This is a genomic window from Olsenella kribbiana (genome assembly GCF_036408795.1).
GTDB classification, from domain to species: Bacteria; Actinomycetota; Coriobacteriia; order Coriobacteriales; family Atopobiaceae; genus Olsenella_L; species Olsenella_L kribbiana.
Window position 1 is genome coordinate 1 of sequence record NZ_JAZGJP010000028.1, and the last position, 19199, is coordinate 19199.

The window sequence follows — 19199 nt, forward strand, 5'->3', positions numbered from 1 at the left end:
CGAGGACCTCAACGTCGCGGGAATGGTGGCAAGCCACAACCTCGCCCAGGCCGTCGAGGACGCCTCGTTCGGCGAGTTCCGCCGCGAGCTCGAGTACAAGTGCGTACGCACGGGCACCACCATACACGTCATAGACCGTTGGTACCCAAGCAGCAAGACATGCTCGGGATGCGGGGCAGTGAAAGCCAAGCTGCCCCTCTCCGTGCGCACGTACCGCTGTGAGGCCTGCGGTCTCGTCATCGACCGCGACCTGAACGCCGCGATCAACATCATGGTCGCCGGGAGTGCCCCGGAGACCCTAAACGCGCGTGGAGGGGACGTGAGACCGGAGGACCCCATGGTCCCGAGGCAGAGCCCAGCGAAGCGCGAACCGGGCGGGCGCACAAGCGCCGCAAGGCCCGGAGCTGGCGGAGGCAACCCCGCCATGCAAGCTGGAACAAACTAGTTTGCAACGGCGTATGCCAAGCTCCCTGAAATGACGTCCGGCGATGCGTGCCTGGGCATGGCCGCGTTCGGTCAGAGGCGAGTCGCACCAGCCCTGGTTCTTGTGGTGGACATTGAAGAGCGTCTCGCCGTGCCGCATGAGATAGAGCGCCTTCATGGTCTGTCTTTCTCCTGGAATGGGTCCTGGCCTGAGCATAGCAGGAGCCGGATGCTCTGTCTGAGCACACGGCTTTCAGGTGCGCTTCTGCCTGCGTTCAGCCTGGTTTTCATCTCTCTTCAAATGTCTCGAAGCATTGTGCGCTGTCTGCATTGTCGATGCCCACAAGCGTCCAGGCAGGCGTGACACGCGGTATATCTAGGCCAACAGCAATCGAGCTTTATGGAATGGAAGGGGTTCGTCATGAAGCGACCGAGCAGCCTCGAAGGCGTGTCTGTGCAGACAGGACGGAAGGCGTTCCGGAAAGATCTCGCACGAGTTGGTGCATTCGCGCTGACAGGCGTCCTCGTCTTCTCGTCTGCGCCTCTGTATGCCTTTGCAGAAGGGGCACCTGCCGCACCGAGCGGACAGTCCCAGCCGGGCGAGCCGCTGACAGGCGGCGCTGGCGGCATGGGCCAGGGTGCCGGAGCCGATACGATGGCCTACGACTACACAGGGACGCTTTCCGGCATCCTCGTCGCTGACGGCACGGAGAGCGACTCGACCAGCACGACCGTGAGCACGGCGAAGGATGTGAATGCTGCGCTTGTCCAGAATGGCGGCACGCTCACGCTTGATGCTGCGACGCTCCAGAAGTCGGGTGACGATACGGATGGAGACTCCTGCAACTTCTACGGCGTGAACTCGATCCTGCTTGCTGTGGGCGAAAGATCGACTGCCACGGTGCAGAGAAGCACGCTTTCGACTACCTCCGAGGGGTCGAACGGCATCTTTGCAACCGATGGTGCGACCGTCCTTGCCTATCAGGATGAGATCGCGACGACGGCAGGCAACTCGCGCGGTCTCGATGCTACCTATGGAGGTAAGATCCTGGCGTCGGAGCTCTCGATCTCGACCGAAGGCGACCATTGCGCCGCGCTTGCAACAGACCGCGGTGGCGGCACGGTCTCGGTCACGGCCTCAGATCTTTCGACGGCAGGCTCCGGCTCGCCTCTGCTCTATTCGACGGGCGATGTCGAGGTCTCGGGCGTCACGGGAACCGCCACCGGCTCGCAGATCGCCGGCATGGAAGGCCTCAACACGATCCTCATCGAGGACTCGGACCTCACGAGCACGATGACAGAAGCGACAGCGTCCGACCCCATGGCAGATGCCGTGATCATCTACCAGTCGACCTCAGGCGATGCGGAGAGCACGACAGGCGAGACAGCCAAGTTCCAGGCAGCGGACTCGACGCTCTCGAGCTCGATCCAGTCAGGTTCCTTCTTCTATCTGACGAACACGTCGGCCGATATCGTGCTTTCGAACACGACGCTCGATTTTGACTCCGACGCGGCGGCGCTGCTGACAGCAGAGGGCAACAGCTCGAACAATTGGGGCAGTGCCGGCTCGAATGGTGCGACGGTGCGCTTCACCGCTATCGGCGAGACGCTTTCCGGAAAGATCTCTGCAGACACGATCAGCTCGGCTGACGTCTATCTGACCGGCGGCACGACATGGACCGGTGCGGCGGACATCGAGCAGAGCTCTGCCGGCTCGACATCCGAGACGCCTCTTTCGGTTTCAGTCGATGGGACCTCTTCCTGGGCCGTGACAGCAGACTCGACGGTCTCGAACCTCACGCTTGCAGATGGTGCCACCGTTGTGGACAGCTCGGGAAACGACGTCCAGATCGTCGATGCTTCCGGCAAGGTGCTCAGATCCGGCACCTCTGATGTGATCGTGACGGTCGAAGGGAGCTATGGCACGGCCTACGATGCCTCCTCTGCTGGCACGCTTGCGACGAGCACGGCAGACCGCAGCGCCTTCGATGAGGCATTCGGTACCGATACATCCTTCACGATGGGCGAAGGCGTCACTCAGGCAAGCGATACCGAAGACACATCGGCTTCTTCCGAGGCGGCTTCTGATGCCGCATCCAGCACGGAGAGCACGCAGGCAAGCCCTTCGTGGTGGGACAGCATCGTGAACTTCTTCAAGAGCATCTTCGGATAGGAAAGACTGCACGGCCCTGAGGCTTCTCTCGGGGCCGTGCTGCTGTGCGAGGATGCCCGATCCAAGCACGCGCACGAGCGCCTCGGCATCCTCGTCTTTCGTGGCCCGGCTTGTCGCGAGACACACAATCGTGTGATGCTCGTCTGGCTTCTCCCGGAAGCTTGCAAGCGCCACTTCGCCGAGACGCTTTGCCTGGGAGTTGGAGAGGATGGGGAAGACCTGGTTCGTCTCGGTCGGATGGGCAAGCGCGATGCCGGCATCTTCGAAGGCATGAGAGATCTCGTGCGCGTGGGCGATGGCAGGCCTGCCGATGCGCTCATAGAGCCCATCCTCGAAGAAGGCCTCGAATTGGACGCCGAGCAGACGTCCCTTGGCAAGGCGGGCTCCTTGCTGCTTCACGAACGTGAAGAAGTGGGGGACAAGCTCAGGCTTCGGGAAGACAAGCGCCTCGCCGAAGAGCGCACCGCACTTCGTGCCGCCGATAAAGAAGGCATCGGTGAGATGTGCGGGGTCTTCGAGCGTGTCATCGTTTTCCGGTGCAGCAAGGGCATAGGCAAGGCGTGCGCCGTCGCAGCAGATCTTGAGATGGCGGGCATCTGCGACCGAACGCAGCGCCTCGAGCCCTGCCTTCGTATAGATGAGGCCATACTCGTCTGGCTGGGAGATGCAGATGAGTGCCGGCTGGACCATGTGGCCACGGTTGCCATCCTTCTCCCAGAGCCTCATGAATTCGTCGACATCCCCTGCTGCAAGCTTGCCGTCGTGGCTGGGGATTGCGGGCACCTTGTGGTCGCCTGCTTCGATAGCGCCTGCCTCATGCACGGCGATGCGTCCCGAGGTGGCGCAGATGACGCCCTCCCAGGGAGCAGGCAGGGCACAGATCGCGACCTCGTTCGTCTGCGTGCCGCCGACGAGGAAGAAGACCTCGGCGGAGGGCGCCTTGCAGGCACTCTTTATGAGCTGCTGCGCATGGAGGCTGTGCTCGTCGAGCCCATAGCCTGCGCTCTTCTCGTGGTTCGTTGCCACGAGACGGTCCATGATGGCATCGGCACAGCCCTCGAGATAATCGGAAGAGAAATCGAGCTTCTCCTTTGCGGCCTGCGACGCTTCCTGCCCATGGGTGCGCTCTGCATAGATCGTGTGGCGGGCGGTCTGGAAGGCGGCAATACGGAGATGGGCCAGTGGCTCAACAGCCGTGCGGTCGATCTCTGCTTCTGCGCAAAGCTGGCACGGGGCACCTGCTGCGACTGGAAGGCGCTCTATAGGGATGAGATGGTCATGTGGCTGCCGAAGGACCATCCTCTGGCAGGGGCTGCGAGCTATCCGATCCGGAATCTCGAGCACGAGGCATTCATCCATGCGCTTGACGACCATGATACGGACCAGGTCTGCTTGATCCGCGAGGAGGGGCTCCATATCGAGGACCGCTATGAGACGACCGATGGCTTCATGACCTGCAGCATGGTCGAGGCAGGACTCGGCGTGAGCTTCAACCAGCGTTTCATCAGCAGGAAATGGACGGGAGCCGTGGCAGAGGTCCCCTTCGAGGAGCCGCACTATATCTCTCTCGGCATCGCTGTGCCATCTCTTGCTGAAGCCTCTCCTGCAGCACAGCGCTTCATTGCCTGCATCGAGGGCCTCATGCCGCGCCTGGCGGCCCTTGCCCAAGCTCCTGCCTGAGCTTTCTGCATAGCCAAGGACCCTTCTCTCCGTTCGCGGAGCCTTACAGAAAGCTGCACATGGATAAGCCGCTTTCCTGCGAGAATGGCAGGTGTCTCATGGTGGGGCATGCTGCATTGCGAATATGTGAGGCATGCCGTATCATTTGACAGATGCAGGCAGAGCGTCTGAGGGGGCCTCAGCCTGCATGCATAGCCAGGAAGGCGTCTGGCCATCCATACGCAGGGAGCGATCCCTGCCACGAGAGAGGGGTTCTGCTGTGGGATATGTGCTCACGCGGGATGGGTTCGACGAGCTCATAGCGAAGCTCGGCGAAACCTATCGCATCTATGCTCCGGTGCTCAAGAAGGGGGAGGGACGCTTCACCGACGTCGATGTCGTGCGCTATGACTTCGTGGCGTCCGGCTCCGAGATGGAGCTCGAGAAGAAGTCTGACTATCCGGCGAAGGAGATCCTGAGCCCGCTGTCAGAGACGCTCTTCTACTTCACGGAGGATTCCGTCAAGGAAGCAGATATCGATCCGCGCGACGTGATCGTGTTCCTGCGTGCCTGCGACCTCCACGGCGTCCGTCGTCTCGACCAGATCTATCTCGACAACGGCCCCTCGAAGGACTACTTCTACAAGCGCATCCGCGACCACGTGCACTTTGCCCTCATCGGCTGCACGAAGAGCTTTGCAAGCTGCTTCTGCGTCGATATGGGCACGAATGTGGCGCCCGTGGGCTGGATGTTCTCGGTCGAGGAAGCGGAGGACAAGATCCTTTCCGCTGTGGCAGACAAGGACCTGGACCCCATCTTCGCTGCCTGCGCAGAGAAGGAAGAGGACGTCACGCCGGCTTCCGTCACGGAGAACGAGGTGCATGTGACACGCCCCGAGACGGTGCCGAATGCGATCTATCGCTCCGACATGTGGAACGAGTACACGGACCGCTGCATCGAGTGTGGCCGCTGCACGATCGCCTGCCCGACCTGCTCCTGCTACACGATGCAGGATGTGTTCTATACAGAGAACGGCCGTGTCGGCGAGAGGCGCCGTGTGCAGGCAAGCTGCATGATCGACGGCTACTCCGATGTCGCAGGCGGCGGCTCCTACAGAAAGACCGCTGGCGAGCGCATGCGCTTCAAGGTGCTCCACAAGGTCTATGACTTCAGGCGCCGCTTCGGCTACGACATGTGTGTCGGCTGTGGTCGCTGCGACGATATCTGCCCGGAATACATCAGCTTCGCTGCCTGCGTGAACAAGCTCAATGCTGCCTGCGAAGCCTACGAGAAGGAAGAGGAGGCGAAGGAGAATGCCTAGCCAGACGGTGACGTTCGACGCTGTGAACGATGCGGCCGTGAACCCCTACATCCCCTTCTCGTCTGAGATCCTCGATGTGATCAAGCACACGAAGAAGGAATACACGTTCAGGATGGCATACGAGGGAGAGGTGCGCCCGGGCCAGTTCTTCGAGGTATCCGTCCCGAAGTTCGGCGAGGCACCGATCTCTGTCTCCGGCATCGTGCCCGGCAAGTCCATCGACCTCACGATCCGCCGTGTCGGCAGGGTCACGAACGAGGTCTTCGAGAACTATGTGGGCCAGAAGCTCTTCCTGCGCGGGCCCTTCGGCAATGGCTTCGATGTGAGCCTCTACCAGACAGGCGAGGTCGTCGTCGTTGCCGGCGGCACCGGCGTCTCTCCGGTCCGTGGCGTCATCGACTCTCTTGCCTCCTCTCCCGACCCAGAGAACAAGTACGTGATCGTCGGCTTCAAGAGCCCGGACGATATGCTTTTCCGTGACGACCTTGCCCGCTGGGACAAGGCGCTGAACCTGACGCTCACAGTCGACGGGGCGCCTGAAGGCTACGAGGGCAATATCGGCCTTGTCACGAAGTACATCCCGGACCTGCCTCTCAAGGACCCGAAGACAGCCCAGGCCGTCGTCGTCGGTCCTCCTCCCATGATGCGCTTCTCGATCAAGGGCTTGCTTGAGCTCGGCTTTGCCGAGGAGAACATCTGGGTCAGCCAGGAAAGGCGCATGTGCTGTGGCCTTGGCAAGTGCGGACACTGCCGCATCGGCGAGCACTATGTCTGCCTCGATGGCCCGGTCTTCAACTATACGATGTCCAAGGACATGCTGGATTAGGAGGGAACGCATGATTCAGGACGTGAATGTCAAGGCGCTCAAGAAGAATGCCTTCCGCTACAGCAAGGTCCGCGGCGAGACGGCAAGCCGTATCCGCATCCCGGGCGGCCTCGTCTCGGCAAAGAGCATGGCCAGAATCGTGGAGATTGCCGAGGAGTTCGGAGATGGCCAGATCTTCCTGACGAACAGGCAGGGCGTCGAGATTCCCGGCATCAAGCTCGAAGACATGCCGAAGGTGAACGAGAAGCTCCAGGCCATCATCGAGGACACGAAGATCAATCAGGAGGATACGGCAGACGGCTATCTGGCTTCCGGCACGAGGAACATCGTTGCCTGCCCGGGAAAGAGGCTCTGCCCCTTCGGCTGCTATGACACGACGGCCTTCGCCCAGCGCATGGACCAGGCAATCTTCCCGAACAACCGCCATGTGAAGGTCGCCTTCACCGGCTGCTCGAACGACTGTGCCCATGTCGCCCTCAACGACTTCGGCATCATCGGCATGACCGAGCCGCAGTACGACCCGGCACGCTGCATCGGCTGCGGCCAGTGCGTCAAGTGGTGCCAGCGCAGGTCGGTCTCTGCCCTCGAGATGGTGAATGGCAAGGTCGTGCGCAACGAAGACCGCTGCATCGGCTGTGGCGTCTGCGTCGTCTACTGCCCGACCCGTGCCTGGACGAGGAGCCCCGAGCACTACTTCCGCCTCAAGATCTTCGGCCGCACCGGCAAGCAGAATCCGCGCATGGCAGAGGACTGGCTGAGGTGGGTGGACGAGGAGTCCATCTTGAAGATCGTGAAGAACACCTACGCCTACATCGAGGAGTACATCAATCCGAATGCGCCGGAAGGAAAGGAGCACATTGGCTACATCGTGGACCGTACCGGCTTCGACGAGTTCGTGAAGTGGGCGCTCAAGGATGTGGAGCTCCCCGAGAAGTGCCAGCAGGCACACCGTGTCTACTGGGGCGGCACGCACTACGACCGCGACAACGAGCTCAGATAGCTTCAGCTCTCTCCGGCATGCAGGGAGGCGCGGAGCCGTGTGGCGCCTCCCTTTTCCGATTCTTCGCTGTCCCTGGCGGCAGTGCATGGGACCGCCAGCCATGCTGAGCAATCCGCTGGCTTTTCATGCAGCACCGAGGGGCTGATGCCGCACATGGCTCCGCTACCTATGCCTCTTGCGCGGCAGATCTTTCCTGCGGCATCGCCACAGCGGATGCCTGCTTTTGCTCGAAGCCCATGCTTGCCTGCAGAAACGAGCCATCTGCCCTCTTCCTGGACAGGATCGGGCATCTGGATGAGCTTTTGCCCGAAGGCTCAGGGAGCTCTTCGAAGGCCTGCTCTCTCAGGGGAATCAAGACTGACGGCTTTGATCTGGGACTCGGCCCTCAATCCCATGAGCGCATAGATGAAGGAAGACATCTCAATGATGCGCATGTCCAGCGGTTTTGCATATGCGGATATGCTGAGAGCTTCTTCGCTATCGATGGGGCAGCAGCTGCCTTTGGTCTACGATTGCCCTTGTCCGGTTCCGCCATGGAAAAGGGAGGCCCGATGGCTGCAGGCAGGATCCGCGCCTTCGTGCGCAGGCTCAAGGACAGGATCGCGCTCAACAGGAAGACGTTCATCCTCTATTCGGTCCTGCGTGCGCTGGTGCTCGTGACCCTCATCCGCTGCATCATGACGGCGAGGTGGGAAGGCGTTGCGATATCGGTCCTTGTGCTCGTCCTCTTCCTGATGCCGGCGCTTCTCGAGGACCGGGCACATGTCGACATCCCGCCGCTCTTCCAGAACATCATCTACATCTTCATCTTTGCGGCCGAGATCCTGGGCGAGATCGACCACTACTATGTCCTGATTCCTGGCTGGGATACGGTGCTCCATACCCTGAACGGGTTCCTCTGCGCAGCGGTCGGTTTCTCGCTTGTCGACCTCCTGAACCGCTCGAGCGACAAGATCAGCCTGTCTCCGATCTACGTGACGCTTGTTGCCTTCTGCTTCTCGATGACCATAGGCGTGCTCTGGGAGTTCGTCGAATTCTCGTTCGATTCCTTCCTCGGCATGGACATGCAGAAGGACACGATCGTGTCCTCTATATCCTCGGTCGCCCTGGACCCCACGGATACGGGCACCCGCATCCATGTGGACGATATCGTGGATACCGCCATCACATGCGCCTCGGGCGAGGTCGTGCATGTCGCAGGCTACCTCGATATAGGCCTTATCGACACGATGAAGGACCTGCTCGTGAACTTTGCCGGCGCCATGGCCTTCTCCGTCGTCGGCTATGAGCACCTGAAGCGCGGCGAGCAGGGCAGCTGGGCAGACGGGCTTCGGGTGGTGCCGGTAACGCCTCAGGAGGAAGAGGAGACAGATGTCCTTCTCGAGCATATGGCCGTGAAGCGCAACGAGCGCAGGCTGAAGCGGAAGTAGCCTGTCCGCCATCCATTCCTGTCGGGGCCGGCAGCTGCCAAGCGCGAAAGGCTGCGCGGAAAGATGGAGCAGCCCGGGCTTAGGGCTCGGAGCCGAAATGCTTGGGCATTGCCGGCGGCACGGAAGGAAGCGTTCCCGCAATGCGCGAAGCCCTGGAAAAAGAGTTCGCGGCGCTTGAGGAAGAGAAGGGCGCATGTCTTCTCTCTGCAGCAGAGTCCGGGAGCCGTACCGGGCGATTCGCTTCGTGCGGTGCGCGCTTCGTCCCTATGCATGAGCACGCGTGGCTTCTGAGGCGCGAGAAGGGGCGTGACGCCAGCGAATGGAAGTCGGCGAGACGCTCGATGTCTCGGGCTGGGAGATGGCAAGGTCCCTGAGGCCTGTGCGTGTCTTGAATGCTTCCGTTCTTGTATGGCTTGCATCTCCCATCGTCTGTCGGAAGCCCCCTGTCTTCGCAGGCATGAAGGAGCTGGCAGCAGGGGACCACCACCCACGTGTCGGCATCTGCCATTGTCTGGATATGCGATATGGAACCTCCGCGCAGGGCTCGTGCACCCGAAGAGGCACTTCCCTGCTACACACCCGATACTGGCAGCACGCCGGATTCTGGAACAGGGCACGGTTCATCCGTGCCCTTCGAAGACCTTTTTGCAGCAGAGCTTGAGCGTGAGCTCCTGCCTCATGCGGACAGGCTTCTGAAAGAGAAGATTAAGAGCGCACTGTGTGTCCGAAGATCCTGAGACCGATGGCTGGTGTGAGCGGTCCTGCTCCGACATCCAGGACAGGGAAAAGCTCGCCCCCAAGGCGGAAAGGCTTTCATGGGAGTGCATTGACGAGATGCTCCTGCATGCGCCGGAGGAAGTGCCTGAAAGCCAGACCCCGGCCGAGACACTTGCCTGAATTCTGTGCCGCCGCGCTCGGTGCTGGGGGCAATGAGTGCCTGGGCTTCGGCCAAGCGCGGCTTCTGCTCCCCGTCAGACATGCGGGATTGCCGTCTTGCGCGAAGCGAAGAGCAGCCTCGCTGCATCTTCCGGGTACCCTTCGGAGGGCTCTGGCTCTCCGTCTTCTCGACAGCATGCGCCAGACCCGCACGAAAGCTGCGGCAGCCACGACAGCAGGAAGCAGCTGCCAGCAGCTTTCATGGACAGAGCGAAAGAGGCTGGAAGGCAGGTGGCGGCAGAAAACGAGAGGCTGATCCGATGCAGCCATCGAGGCTCCCAAGGCTGGTGCAGCAGATACGTGCTGCACCGGCCGCCTTGCTGGCGAAGGTGCTGCCGCTTCTGGCTAGGCCGTCTGGGCGCGGGAGCGTGTCCTGCCCTGGACCATGCCAACAAGAAGAAAGGCAAGGCCGAAGAGGGCACAGATCGCGATGTCGGCCAGAAGGGGAGCAGCAGCCGCAGGCGTGGCATCTGCCATTGCGCTGGCACCCTCTATTGCAAGTGCAGACCAATACGAGGGCGTGAAATGGGCAAGCGCGATGATGGAGTCGGGCAGAAGCGAGAGCCCTGTCCACCCGCCGCCCAGGAAGGAGAAGAGCATGCCGAGGATGTTCGCAATCGCGTTGGAAGCATTCTCGGAGCAGCCGAGCTGCCCCATGAGGAAGCCTGTGGCAGCCGAGACGAACGAATAGGCAAGCAGGGCGGCACCGACGATTGCCATCTGCACAGGCGAGTCCGCGATGGCAGTGCGTCCCAGGATGGCAGCCTGGAGGCCGAAGTTCCATGCCCAGGCAATGAGTGCGACTGCGGCGCAGGCAGCGAAGAGCGCAAGGCTTCTGGTGCGTGACGGTTCGGGAGAGGCAAGCCTTCTCATCTTCACCGGAGCCCTGTTGACCTCGGCCATGAGGACAGCGATGCAGACGGTCACGCTCGCAAAGATGGGATAGGCGGAAAACTCTGCTGCAACCACGATGGACGACGGCAGGGGAGATGCCTTCTGAGCGATGAGGGAGGTCGCGGCGCTCTCCTTCCAGGCGCTGTCCGCTGCGTCCGCAATGCCTTCTGCATCTCCGCCTAGCACAGCCGCATTTCCGTAGAGTGCATTTGCATAGCTCGTGACTTCGAGGTCGAGGAGCCTGCCGCGGCCGGACTGATAGGAGATGTAGGTCTCGAGCGGAGGGGCATCTGTTCCGGCTGCGGCGGCATCCATGAGGGCATCTCCCCAGCCTTCGGGAATGACGAGAAGGTAGGAGACCGTATCGCGGGCCAGGGCATCCTGGATGGCGAGCTTGTCATCCGGGATGCCCATCGCATCGTTGCCGTCCTTTGCATGCGCGGCAAGCGCTTCGGAGAGCCGTGAGCCATCGCGGTCGATCACGGCGACGCTCACGGAGGCGGGACGGAATTCTGCCGTATCCGGCGAGGCGCTGCCGAGACCGGAGATGATGCCGACAGAGGAGATGAGAATGAGGTAGATCACGATATAGACCTTGTGGGCAGACAGGATCTTGAGGTAGGTCTTAAAGGTGCTCATGAGAGATCCTCCTCATACGCAAGGATGCTAGGGCGAAAAATGCCAGCGCCATGAAGACAAGGGCTGTGCAGCGCGCCTGGAAGGCATCGAGCGTGTCATAGTAGAACAGGGCATAGAAGCAGTTCGTCATTTCCCAGAGCGGATTTGCATAGGCAAGGAAAGGCACCGAGGATTCGACGAGGTCGGCAAGCGACTGCGAGGCCGGGCCATAGAGCCCCGTGAAGAGCGAAAGCAGGCATACGATGCCTGACACCATGCCGCTCTCCATGGCAGGGATCGTGCCGAGGAGGGCACCTGCTGCACAGGCCACGAGCGTCGAGAGGAAGATGGCAAGAAGGACAAGCGCTACATTGTCGCCGAAATCGACCTCGGCGACGAAGCGCATGAAGAGGAAGGCTGCGAGCATGCAGGCAAACTCGCAGAGCCAGGTGCCGAGAAGCGTGCCCAGAAGCATGCGCCAGCGGGGCGTTGAGGCAAGCGTCGTACGTGCGCCGACAGGTCCTGCCTCGGGCAGAAGCCTTCTCACCGATTGCATGGCAGCTGAGGCACCAAGTCCTGCTGCCATAGCAAGAAGGGCATAGTAGTAGCGGACATCCGGGGCGGGTGCCGTCTTCGTGGCGGTGAGGCGTACCGTGCTCACAGCTCCTGCTTGGAAAGCGGCGAGCGCTGCCCCTGACTGCACAAGATCGGGGCGCAGCGCTGTGATGTGTTCGATCGCAGAGCGCATCCTCACGTAGGTATCGAGCACTTCGGTCAGCACCGAGGCGGGGAGGTTTCCATGCTCGGTCAGGCTCGAGGCGCTCACATGCAGCTCGGGCACTCCGTCATCTGAGACGGTGAGGTAGGCATCGATTCTTCCTGCATCGGCTGCGTCCTTTGCTTCCTCTTCTGTCTCGAAAGAGACGAGGTCTGCGATGTGGCTCTCCGAGTCTGTGTCGGAGATGGAAGCGAGCGTCGCATCGAGGCCTGCTGCCTTCTCGAAGTTCTCGTCGTGCACGACGCCGAGCGTGGAGCCGACCATCGCATAGACATCGTCGAATCCTGAGAACATGCCCATGAAGATGCAGGTCAGGATGATCGGAAAGGCAAGGGCCCAGACAAGGAGCGCCTTGTCGCGCACAAGCGCAAGGACACAGGTCTTGAAGCTTGCAAGCATGGCTGCCTCCTTACTCCTCGTCGCGGAGCTCTCGTCCGCAGATCTCGAGGAAGACATCGTTCAGGGTCGGCGGCTCCGAGAGCACGCGGCCGTAGGCGATGTGCGCTCCGGCAAGCACGGCGAGGATGTCTTGGAGATTGTGGGCGCCAGCGGCGCACTGGACGCGGAGCATGCCGTCTGCCATCTCTGCGCGGCGCACAAGTTCAAGCGAGCGCAGCTGTTCGAGCGTTGTCTTGTCCATGCTGCCGACCTCGATCGAGATCTTCTCGCCGGTGCCGATCATGCCCTTGAGCTCGTCTGCACTTCCGCTTGCGACCGAGCGTCCATGGTCCATGATCATGATGCGGCTGCAGAGGCGCTCTACCTCTTCCATGTAGTGCGAGGTGTAGATCACGGTCGCGCCTTCGTGGTTCAGGCGCTCGATGCCTGAGAGGATGGACTCGCGGCTCTGGGGGTCGACCGCGACTGTCGGCTCGTCGAGGATGATGAGATCGGGCCTGTGCGCGATGGCGCAGGCGATGTTGAGGCGACGGAGCAGTCCTCCCGAGAGCTTCTTCGGGCGGAACTTCTCGAATTTCTCGAGTCCTACGAAGGCGATAGCGTCATCCACCAGTGCACGGCGCTGCGTCCGGTCTGGCACATAGAGCGCGCAGAAGCTGTCCACGTTCTCGCGTACCGTGAGCTCGTCGAAGACGGCAACCTCCTGGGGCACGACTCCGATGTGGCGCTTGAGGTCGTAGCTTGTGGGCTTCATGGGCTTGCCGAAGAGTTCGATCTTGCCATGGTCATAGGTCAGAAGCTGCAGGATGCAGTTGATGGTTGTCGTCTTGCCGGAGCCGTTGGGACCCAAGAGTCCGAACATCTCGCCGGGCATGATATCGAGGGAGAGATGGTCTACGGCAACGAGCTCGCCGTAGCGCTTCACGAGGTTGTCGATGTGGACGACGGGTGTGCTGGATTCCATGGTGGACTCCTTTCCAAGGCTGCTGATGCAATTCTCAGGGAACGGCGTGCCTTTCGGAAGTGACCTCCGTCACCGCCTGCACCATGACATATGTCATGGTCTGCCCATGCTTTCCTCCGGCTGAAAAGGATGGAGGGCATCTGCGCCTATACTTGTCCCATGGAGAGAGCGGCTGACAAGACACTGATGGGATTTGCCTGCCTGGCGCTGGCTGCGCTGGCGGGCGAGGTGCCCGTTCAGACAGTGAGTGCACTGCTATTGGCAGTCTGCGCAAGCGCTGCCTACGAGCTCATCTGCGGACGTGTGCCTAGGGCTGCATCTTGCCTGAGCTGTGCATCCTGCATTCTTCTGGCCAGCGTGCCTGGGGCCGGAGCGGCACTTCCGCTCCTTGCCTATGACCTGCCACGCTCGGGATGGAAGTGGCTTGCCTGGGCGGGTCCTGCCTGTGCCCTCATCCCCTGGGCGGCGGGCAGAGCGTCTCTGGATGAAGCCTTCCTTCTTCTTGCAATCACTGTTCTGGCCGAAGCGCTCTCCTGGCGCTGCGGGCAGGAACTTGCGCTTGGAGAGAAGCTGCACGAGACACAGGACGATCTCTCCGACAAGGTGCTTGCGCTCAGAGGCAAGATGCAGGAGCTCGAGGATGCCCGTGTCTCGGAGACGCAGGCAGCAGCGCTTGCCGAGCGCACGCGCATTGCAAGAGAGATCCACGATTCGGTAGGGCATATGCTCACGCGTCTCGTGCTTGAGGTCGAAGCGCTGAAGGTCGTGCATAGAGACGATGCGGCAGCAACAGGGGAGCTCGAAGAGCTCTCAGGCGGTCTCAACGAAGCGCTGAGCTCGATGCGTACGAGCGTGCATGCGCTCGATGATTCGGCACACGATCTTGGGACAGAGCTCAACCGGCTCGGCAGGGAAAGCGGCATCGCCGAGGTCGCGGTCGAATGCGGGATAGAGGAGATGCCGCCCCGGGAGGTCTTCCGCTGCTTTGTGGCGGTGACGCGGGAGGCGCTCACGAATGCAGCACGGCATGCCCGGGCGGGGCGCGCTTCTGTGCATGTGGTCGAGATGCCAGGCATCTGGCAGCTCAGGATTGTCAATGATGGAGCGGTGCCCGAAGAGGCGTCCGAGCTCGAAGAGCAGGGCATGGGCCTTCGCAGCATGCGTGAGCGTGTCGAGAGCTTGGGCGGCACATTTGCCGTCACAGCCGACGGAAAGCAGTTCTCGGTCTTTGCATCCATCCCCCGAAGGAGGCAGGCATGAGGATTATCGTCGTGGATGATGACAGAATCGTCGTGAGGTCGCTCGCAACGATTCTGGGTGCAGAACCCGATATCGACGTCGTCGGCACCGGCACGAGCGGGGAAGAGGCAGTATCCCTCTTCTCTCAGCTCCATCCAGACATTGCCCTCCTCGATATCCAGATGCCGGGAAAGGATGGGCTCTTTGCAGCAGAGCGGATGCTCGAAGAAGATTCTTCTGCGCGGATCGTCTTCCTCACGACGTTTTCGGACGACGACTATATCGTGCAGGCCTTGAAGCTCGGTGCCCGTGGCTACCTTATCAAGCAGGATGTGGCTACGATTGCTCCCGCCCTGCGCTCCGTGATGGCAGGGCAGAGCGTGCTCGAGGGGGAGGTGCTGGCGCGTGCTGCCTCGCTTTCGGAGAAGCAGGCACCGTCAGAGCACGATCTTTCTGCCTTTTCCTGCCTTACAGACAGGGAGCGCGAAGTGGTTGCAGGCATCGCAGACGGCCTGAGCAACGCAGAGATTGCCGCCGCGCTCTGCATGAGCGAAGGTACCGTGCGCAACCACATCTCGTCGATTCTGGCAAAGCTGGGGCTCAGGAGCCGGACGCAGATAGCGGTCTTCTACTACCGCCACTGAGGGCCGGAATTCATTCCTGCCGTGGCAGTCGGGTATCGTAGGAAGAGATATCTTCTGCGATAGGAGTGCCATGCCTCTTTCGATTGTCCGCCAGGACATCACCCATATGAAGGTCGATGCAATCGTCAATGCTGCCAATGAGCGCCTCATCATGGGTGGCGGTGTCTGTGGTGCCATCTTCCGTGCAGCCGGTGAAGAGCAGATGAAGGCTGCCTGTGCAAAGATCGGCCATGTTGCATGTGGCAGTGCTGTCGCGACACCGGGCTTTGCGCTCCAGGCGCGCTGGGTCATCCATACGGCAGGGTCCCGGTGGGATGCAATGCCGGGCCCGGGCTCACGGAAGCGGCAGCTTCTTTCGGGCTGCTACATGAGCTCGCTCGATCTGGCAGGGAAGCTCGGTGCCACCTCGATCGCCTTCCCGCTGATCTCGTCTGGCATCTTCGGCTGCCCGAAGAGCCTTGCCCTCGAGATTGCCACAGAGGCTATCCGCAGCTGGCTCACAGAAGAGGCCAAAGCCAAGCCGGATGCTCCCGATATGGATGTCTATCTCTGCGTCTTCGGCCATGACGCGACGAAGGCAGCGCGGAAGCTTGACCGCGACCTCGAGGAATACATCGGCGAGACCTATGTCGACGAAGTAATGCAGAAGGACAGGCGCAGCCGCAGGCGCGAGCTCGAGCTCCTCGACGAAGGCACCTCCTTTGGAGGGGCGCCGCTCTCTGCCTCGGCGCCCATGCCAAGCGCTCACGAGGCAACTCCTGAAGACGAGCTCGACGATCTTCTCCGCAATCTCGACGCCTCGTTTCCAGAGACCCTGCTCTCCATGATCGAAGCGAGGGGCATGACGGATGCTGAGGTCTATAACCGTGCGAATCTCACGAGGCAGTACTTCAGCAAGCTCCGGTCGGGCAAGATCCATCCCAGCAAGCGGGTCGTGCTTGCGCTTGCCGTAGCGCTCGGGCTCGATCTCGATCAGACAGAGCTCCTTTTGGGACGTGCCGGCTACTCGCTTGCGCACAACAGCAAGTTCGATGTGATCGTCGAGTTCTATATCGGGCATGGCATCTGCGAGGTCGACGAGATCAACTATGCGCTCTTCAAGCATGACCAGCAGCTCTTGGGTGTCGCCTGAAGCCCTCTTCCTGGATGTCGCCTCGGAGGCTACCTGCAGAGAGGCTCCCTCTCCTAGACTCGTGGCATCACGAGGTCAGGGTGGCCAAGGCCACCAGAGAGGAGCAGATATGTCTCAGCATGCAGACTTCCAGAAGAGGAACGGGTCCGGCACACATGATGTCCTGAAGCTTCATGGGAAGGTGCAGCAAGGGCTCACGGAGCTTGCCTTTGTCGTCGACGAGTCGGGCTCCATGTACGATCTGGCGAAGGATACGGTTGGCGGCTTCAACTCCATGCTCAGGAAGAACCGGGAGGCGGATGGCAAGGCGAACGTCTCTGCCGTGTTCTTCAGCGATGGCACGCGTGTCGCGCTTGACCGTGTACCCATCGAGCACGTGCGTCCGCTGAATAGGTGTGACTACGAGCCAGGCGGCTCCACGGCACTGCTCGATGCGCTCGGTGGCGCCATCTCCCATACGGCAAAGGTCCAGAGCTATCAGCCAGAGGGCTTTCGCGCTGAGCATGTCGTCTTTGTCGTAATCACCGATGGCTACGAGAATGCAAGCCACCGCTATACCTATGCACGCGTGAAGCGGATGATCGAGGGCTATCAGCGCCAGGGATGGGAGTTCGTATTCCTCGGCGCAAACATCGATGCCGCCGCAGAGGCAGACCGTCTCGGCATCGCTTCGGACCATGCAGCGCAGTATGTTGCAGATGGCGCCGGTGTGGACCTTGCCTATCAGGCGATGGCAGAAGCGACGGTTGCCATGCGTGCTTGCGGCTGCATGCCAGAAGGCTGGAACGAGCGTGTGAATGCCGATGCAAGGAAGCGCGTCTAGAGCCCCGGAAGCCAGCATTCCAGAAGGGACATTCCCGCCGCCGGATCTGGCGCTGGGGTGCTCTGCTGAACGCATGGTGCATAGCTATCAAGTGTCTTACGCTATGACCAGCAATCTCATCCCGTCCTCGAAGCTGCAGACTATGGGCGGAAAGCCCTGAATGCTGGATACAGCATGCTGCGCAGAAGACAGAGATTAGATACGTCTCCGTATACGTGAAACGTATAGCGACCTGCAGAATCAGCAGGCGGGATCCTGTCCCCTTGCCCTTGCACTGAAATCGTCAGGAAGAGGATCCCTGCATCCCCGAAGAGGCGCGGCGAGGATGCCGGAGGGGACTTCGGCTCCGGGACCAGGAAGGGCACAAAGATGGAGAGGCGGGTACTGGGAAAGAGTGGCATCGAGGTATCGCCTCTGGGCATGGGCTGCATGGGACTCACGCACGCAAGCGGAGACCTGATGCCGGATGCCGAGGCTGAGCGTGTCGTGCGCGAAGCCTATGAGATGGGCTATACGTTCTTCGATACGGCCGAGTGCTATGTCGGGATGCGTCCCGATGGCACGAAGGCCCACAACGAGGATGTCGTGGGAGCAGCGCTTGCGCCGGTCCGTGACAGCGTGGTCATCGCCTCGAAGTTCGGCGTCCAGCATGCTGCCGACCGCACGCCTGTAATGGATTCTTCGCCTGCGTCCATCAGGAAGTCTGCTGAGGGAAGCATCAGGCGCCTTCAGGCCGACCATATCGATCTCTGCTGCCAGCACCGCATCGATCCCAAGGTCGAGCCTGAGGCGGTCGCTTCCACCATGGCCGATCTCATGAAGGAAGGCAAGATCCGTGACTGGGGCATCTCGGAGGCAAACGAAGAGTATCTGTGCCACGCCGATGCGGTCTGCCCGGTTGCTGCTGTCGAGAACCGCCACTCGATCATGGCAGGATGGCATGAGCCGCTCTTCCCGGTGCTCGAGGAGCTCGGTGTGGCGGTTGTCGCCTTCTCGCTGTTGGCAAACGGATTCCTGACAGGCGCCTATCCGTCAAAGACCAAGTTCGAAGGTGCACAGGACTACCGTCTCGGCATGCCCCAGTACACCGAGGAAGGCGAGAGGCGTGCACGTCCGCTGATCGAGCTCATCACCCAGCTCGCCGAGAAGCATCATGCAGCCGATGTCCAGATATCGCTTGCCTGGATGCTCTGCAAGAAGCCCTGGATCGTGCCGATTCCGGGCAGCCGCAAGCCGGAGCGCCTGCGCCAGTTCAACGGAACGGACAATCCGGAAGAGCAGCACAAGATTGCAGAGGAGCTCCTGGGAGATATGGGAGCACGTGCTGTCCTTATGGCTCCCTTCCGCTGTACATACGGCGTGCACATCAGCCTCGGCGACGATGTCCTCGTGAACATGAACCGCACATTCCTCGATTCGAATCTCATAACGATAGGGGACCGCACCCTCATCGCTCCTGATGCGAAGACCTGCTGCGGCGAGCACAATATGGACGCGTCGAAGCGTTTCGGGACGAGGGCGGATGGGACGAGGTATCTGATAACGACGACCCGTCCGGTCACGATAGGCAAGGACTGCTGTATCGGCGGCAATGCGACGGTCCTTCCAGGCGTGACGATCGGCGACAACGCCGTCGTCGCAGCGGGGGCTGTCGTCACAAAGGACCTCCCAAGCAATACCGTCTGCGGCGGCGTGCCGGCCCGGGTGCTGAGGGAGCTGTAGAGTCGAAACTATAGGCTGTGCCAAGCGAGATGGAGGAGACGCAATGGCTATCACGGTCAATCTGAGGTATACGGGAAAAGACGGCAGCGCAAAGAAGTGGCTCTTCGGTGGTTTCTGTGGGAGAGATTCCGGCATAGGCCCAGCTCAGCGGGCGAAAACAACGATCTGGAACTGAAACGGCCCCGGGAGGGGCCGTTTCCGCGTCATCCGCCTATGAT

General features: G+C 61.1%; 18 protein-coding genes and 2 pseudogenes. 15 read left to right on the plus strand and 5 right to left on the minus strand.

What is annotated here, in order from left to right; genetic code table 11:
* Window positions 1-445: RNA-guided endonuclease InsQ/TnpB family protein (locus VXJ24_RS11055; RefSeq protein WP_330972977.1), on the plus strand; the 445-nt coding region annotated here is incomplete at its 5' end.
* Window positions 446-487: 42 nt separating this feature from the next.
* On the opposite strand, the pseudogene VXJ24_RS11060 reads toward VXJ24_RS11055, so the two are convergent.
* A pseudogene (locus VXJ24_RS11060) lies at window positions 488-640 on the minus strand (phosphoglycerate mutase family protein); the annotation flags it as partial.
* A 204-nt stretch (window positions 641-844) separates the two neighbouring features.
* Between VXJ24_RS11060 and VXJ24_RS11065 the strand changes: the two are divergent.
* Entirely contained in the window at window positions 845-2596 is a 1752-nt protein-coding gene (locus VXJ24_RS11065) for an autotransporter outer membrane beta-barrel domain-containing protein (protein WP_330972978.1), read from the plus strand.
* Between the two features lie 264 nt (window positions 2597-2860).
* Here the strand turns inward: VXJ24_RS11065 and VXJ24_RS11545 are convergent.
* Window positions 2861-3634 (minus strand): annotated as a pseudogene (locus VXJ24_RS11545) (threonine aldolase family protein); the annotation flags it as partial.
* Between the two features lie 78 nt (window positions 3635-3712).
* Between VXJ24_RS11545 and VXJ24_RS11550 the strand changes: the two are divergent.
* From VXJ24_RS11550 to VXJ24_RS11095, 7 genes are all read left to right on the plus strand, one after another.
* Window positions 3713-4276: a LysR family transcriptional regulator substrate-binding protein gene (locus VXJ24_RS11550; RefSeq protein ID WP_368018238.1), complete on the plus strand. Its 564-nt coding sequence runs from the start codon at window positions 3713-3715 to the stop codon at window positions 4274-4276.
* Between the two features lie 259 nt (window positions 4277-4535).
* Complete coding sequence (asrA, locus tag VXJ24_RS11075) at window positions 4536-5576, plus strand: anaerobic sulfite reductase subunit AsrA (protein ID WP_330972980.1); 1041 nt, start codon at window positions 4536-4538, stop codon at window positions 5574-5576.
* Window positions 5569-6402: an anaerobic sulfite reductase subunit AsrB gene (gene asrB, locus VXJ24_RS11080; protein WP_330972981.1), complete on the plus strand. Its 834-nt coding sequence runs from the start codon at window positions 5569-5571 to the stop codon at window positions 6400-6402. The genes asrA and asrB overlap by 8 nt, the downstream gene beginning before the upstream one ends.
* A 10-nt stretch (window positions 6403-6412) precedes the next feature.
* Window positions 6413-7402: a sulfite reductase subunit C gene (gene asrC / locus VXJ24_RS11085; protein WP_330972982.1), complete on the plus strand. Its 990-nt coding sequence runs from the start codon at window positions 6413-6415 to the stop codon at window positions 7400-7402.
* A gap of 551 nt (window positions 7403-7953) precedes the next feature.
* The gene (locus tag VXJ24_RS11090) at window positions 7954-8832 is read left to right on the plus strand and encodes a DUF2238 domain-containing protein (protein ID WP_330972983.1); all 879 of its coding nucleotides are present in this window, start codon (window positions 7954-7956) and stop codon (window positions 8830-8832) included.
* Window positions 8833-9151: 319 nt separating this feature from the next.
* Window positions 9152-9493 (plus strand): DNA polymerase beta superfamily protein, encoded by a 342-nt coding sequence (locus VXJ24_RS11555; RefSeq protein WP_430623828.1) that lies wholly within the window; start codon window positions 9152-9154, stop codon window positions 9491-9493.
* Window positions 9494-9552: 59 nt separating this feature from the next.
* Window positions 9553-9729, plus strand: coding sequence for a hypothetical protein (locus VXJ24_RS11095; protein ID WP_330972984.1), 177 nt, complete (start codon window positions 9553-9555; stop codon window positions 9727-9729).
* A 384-nt stretch (window positions 9730-10113) separates the two neighbouring features.
* Here the strand turns inward: VXJ24_RS11095 and VXJ24_RS11100 are convergent, their stop codons facing one another.
* The 3 genes from VXJ24_RS11100 to VXJ24_RS11110 are packed head-to-tail and all read right to left on the minus strand — an operon-like array spanning window position 10114 to window position 13421.
* A complete protein-coding gene (locus tag VXJ24_RS11100; RefSeq protein WP_330972985.1) occupies window positions 10114-11301 on the minus strand; it encodes an ABC transporter permease in 1188 nt (395 codons plus the stop codon).
* The gene (locus VXJ24_RS11105; protein ID WP_330972986.1) at window positions 11288-12457 is read right to left on the minus strand and encodes an ABC transporter permease; all 1170 of its coding nucleotides are present in this window, start codon (window positions 12455-12457) and stop codon (window positions 11288-11290) included. Before VXJ24_RS11105 ends, VXJ24_RS11100 begins: the two co-directional genes overlap by 14 nt.
* 10 nt (window positions 12458-12467) lie before the next feature.
* Window positions 12468-13421: an ABC transporter ATP-binding protein gene (locus VXJ24_RS11110; protein WP_330972987.1), complete on the minus strand. Its 954-nt coding sequence runs from the start codon at window positions 13419-13421 to the stop codon at window positions 12468-12470.
* A 186-nt stretch (window positions 13422-13607) separates the two neighbouring features.
* On the opposite strand from VXJ24_RS11110, the gene VXJ24_RS11115 reads away from it, so the two are divergent.
* The 6 genes from VXJ24_RS11115 to VXJ24_RS11140 all read left to right on the plus strand — a co-directional run bounded on the left by VXJ24_RS11115 (window position 13608) and on the right by VXJ24_RS11140 (window position 19156).
* Window positions 13608-14681, plus strand: coding sequence for a sensor histidine kinase (locus tag VXJ24_RS11115; RefSeq protein ID WP_330972988.1), 1074 nt, complete (start codon window positions 13608-13610; stop codon window positions 14679-14681).
* Window positions 14678-15304, plus strand: coding sequence for a response regulator transcription factor (locus VXJ24_RS11120; RefSeq protein ID WP_330972989.1), 627 nt, complete (start codon window positions 14678-14680; stop codon window positions 15302-15304). Before VXJ24_RS11115 ends, VXJ24_RS11120 begins: the two co-directional genes overlap by 4 nt.
* Window positions 15305-15374: 70 nt before the next feature.
* Window positions 15375-16436, plus strand: coding sequence for a macro domain-containing protein (locus VXJ24_RS11125; protein WP_330972990.1), 1062 nt, complete (start codon window positions 15375-15377; stop codon window positions 16434-16436).
* Window positions 16437-16545: 109 nt separating this feature from the next.
* Entirely contained in the window at window positions 16546-17259 is a 714-nt protein-coding gene (locus VXJ24_RS11130) for a vWA domain-containing protein (RefSeq protein ID WP_330972991.1), read from the plus strand.
* 369 nt (window positions 17260-17628) lie between these two features.
* Window positions 17629-18981, plus strand: coding sequence for an aldo/keto reductase (locus tag VXJ24_RS11135; protein ID WP_330972992.1), 1353 nt, complete (start codon window positions 17629-17631; stop codon window positions 18979-18981).
* A gap of 43 nt (window positions 18982-19024) precedes the next feature.
* On the plus strand, window positions 19025-19156 hold the full coding sequence (locus tag VXJ24_RS11140) for a hypothetical protein (RefSeq protein WP_330972993.1): 132 nt from the start codon (window positions 19025-19027) through the stop codon (window positions 19154-19156).
* Window positions 19157-19199 lie beyond the last annotated feature (43 nt).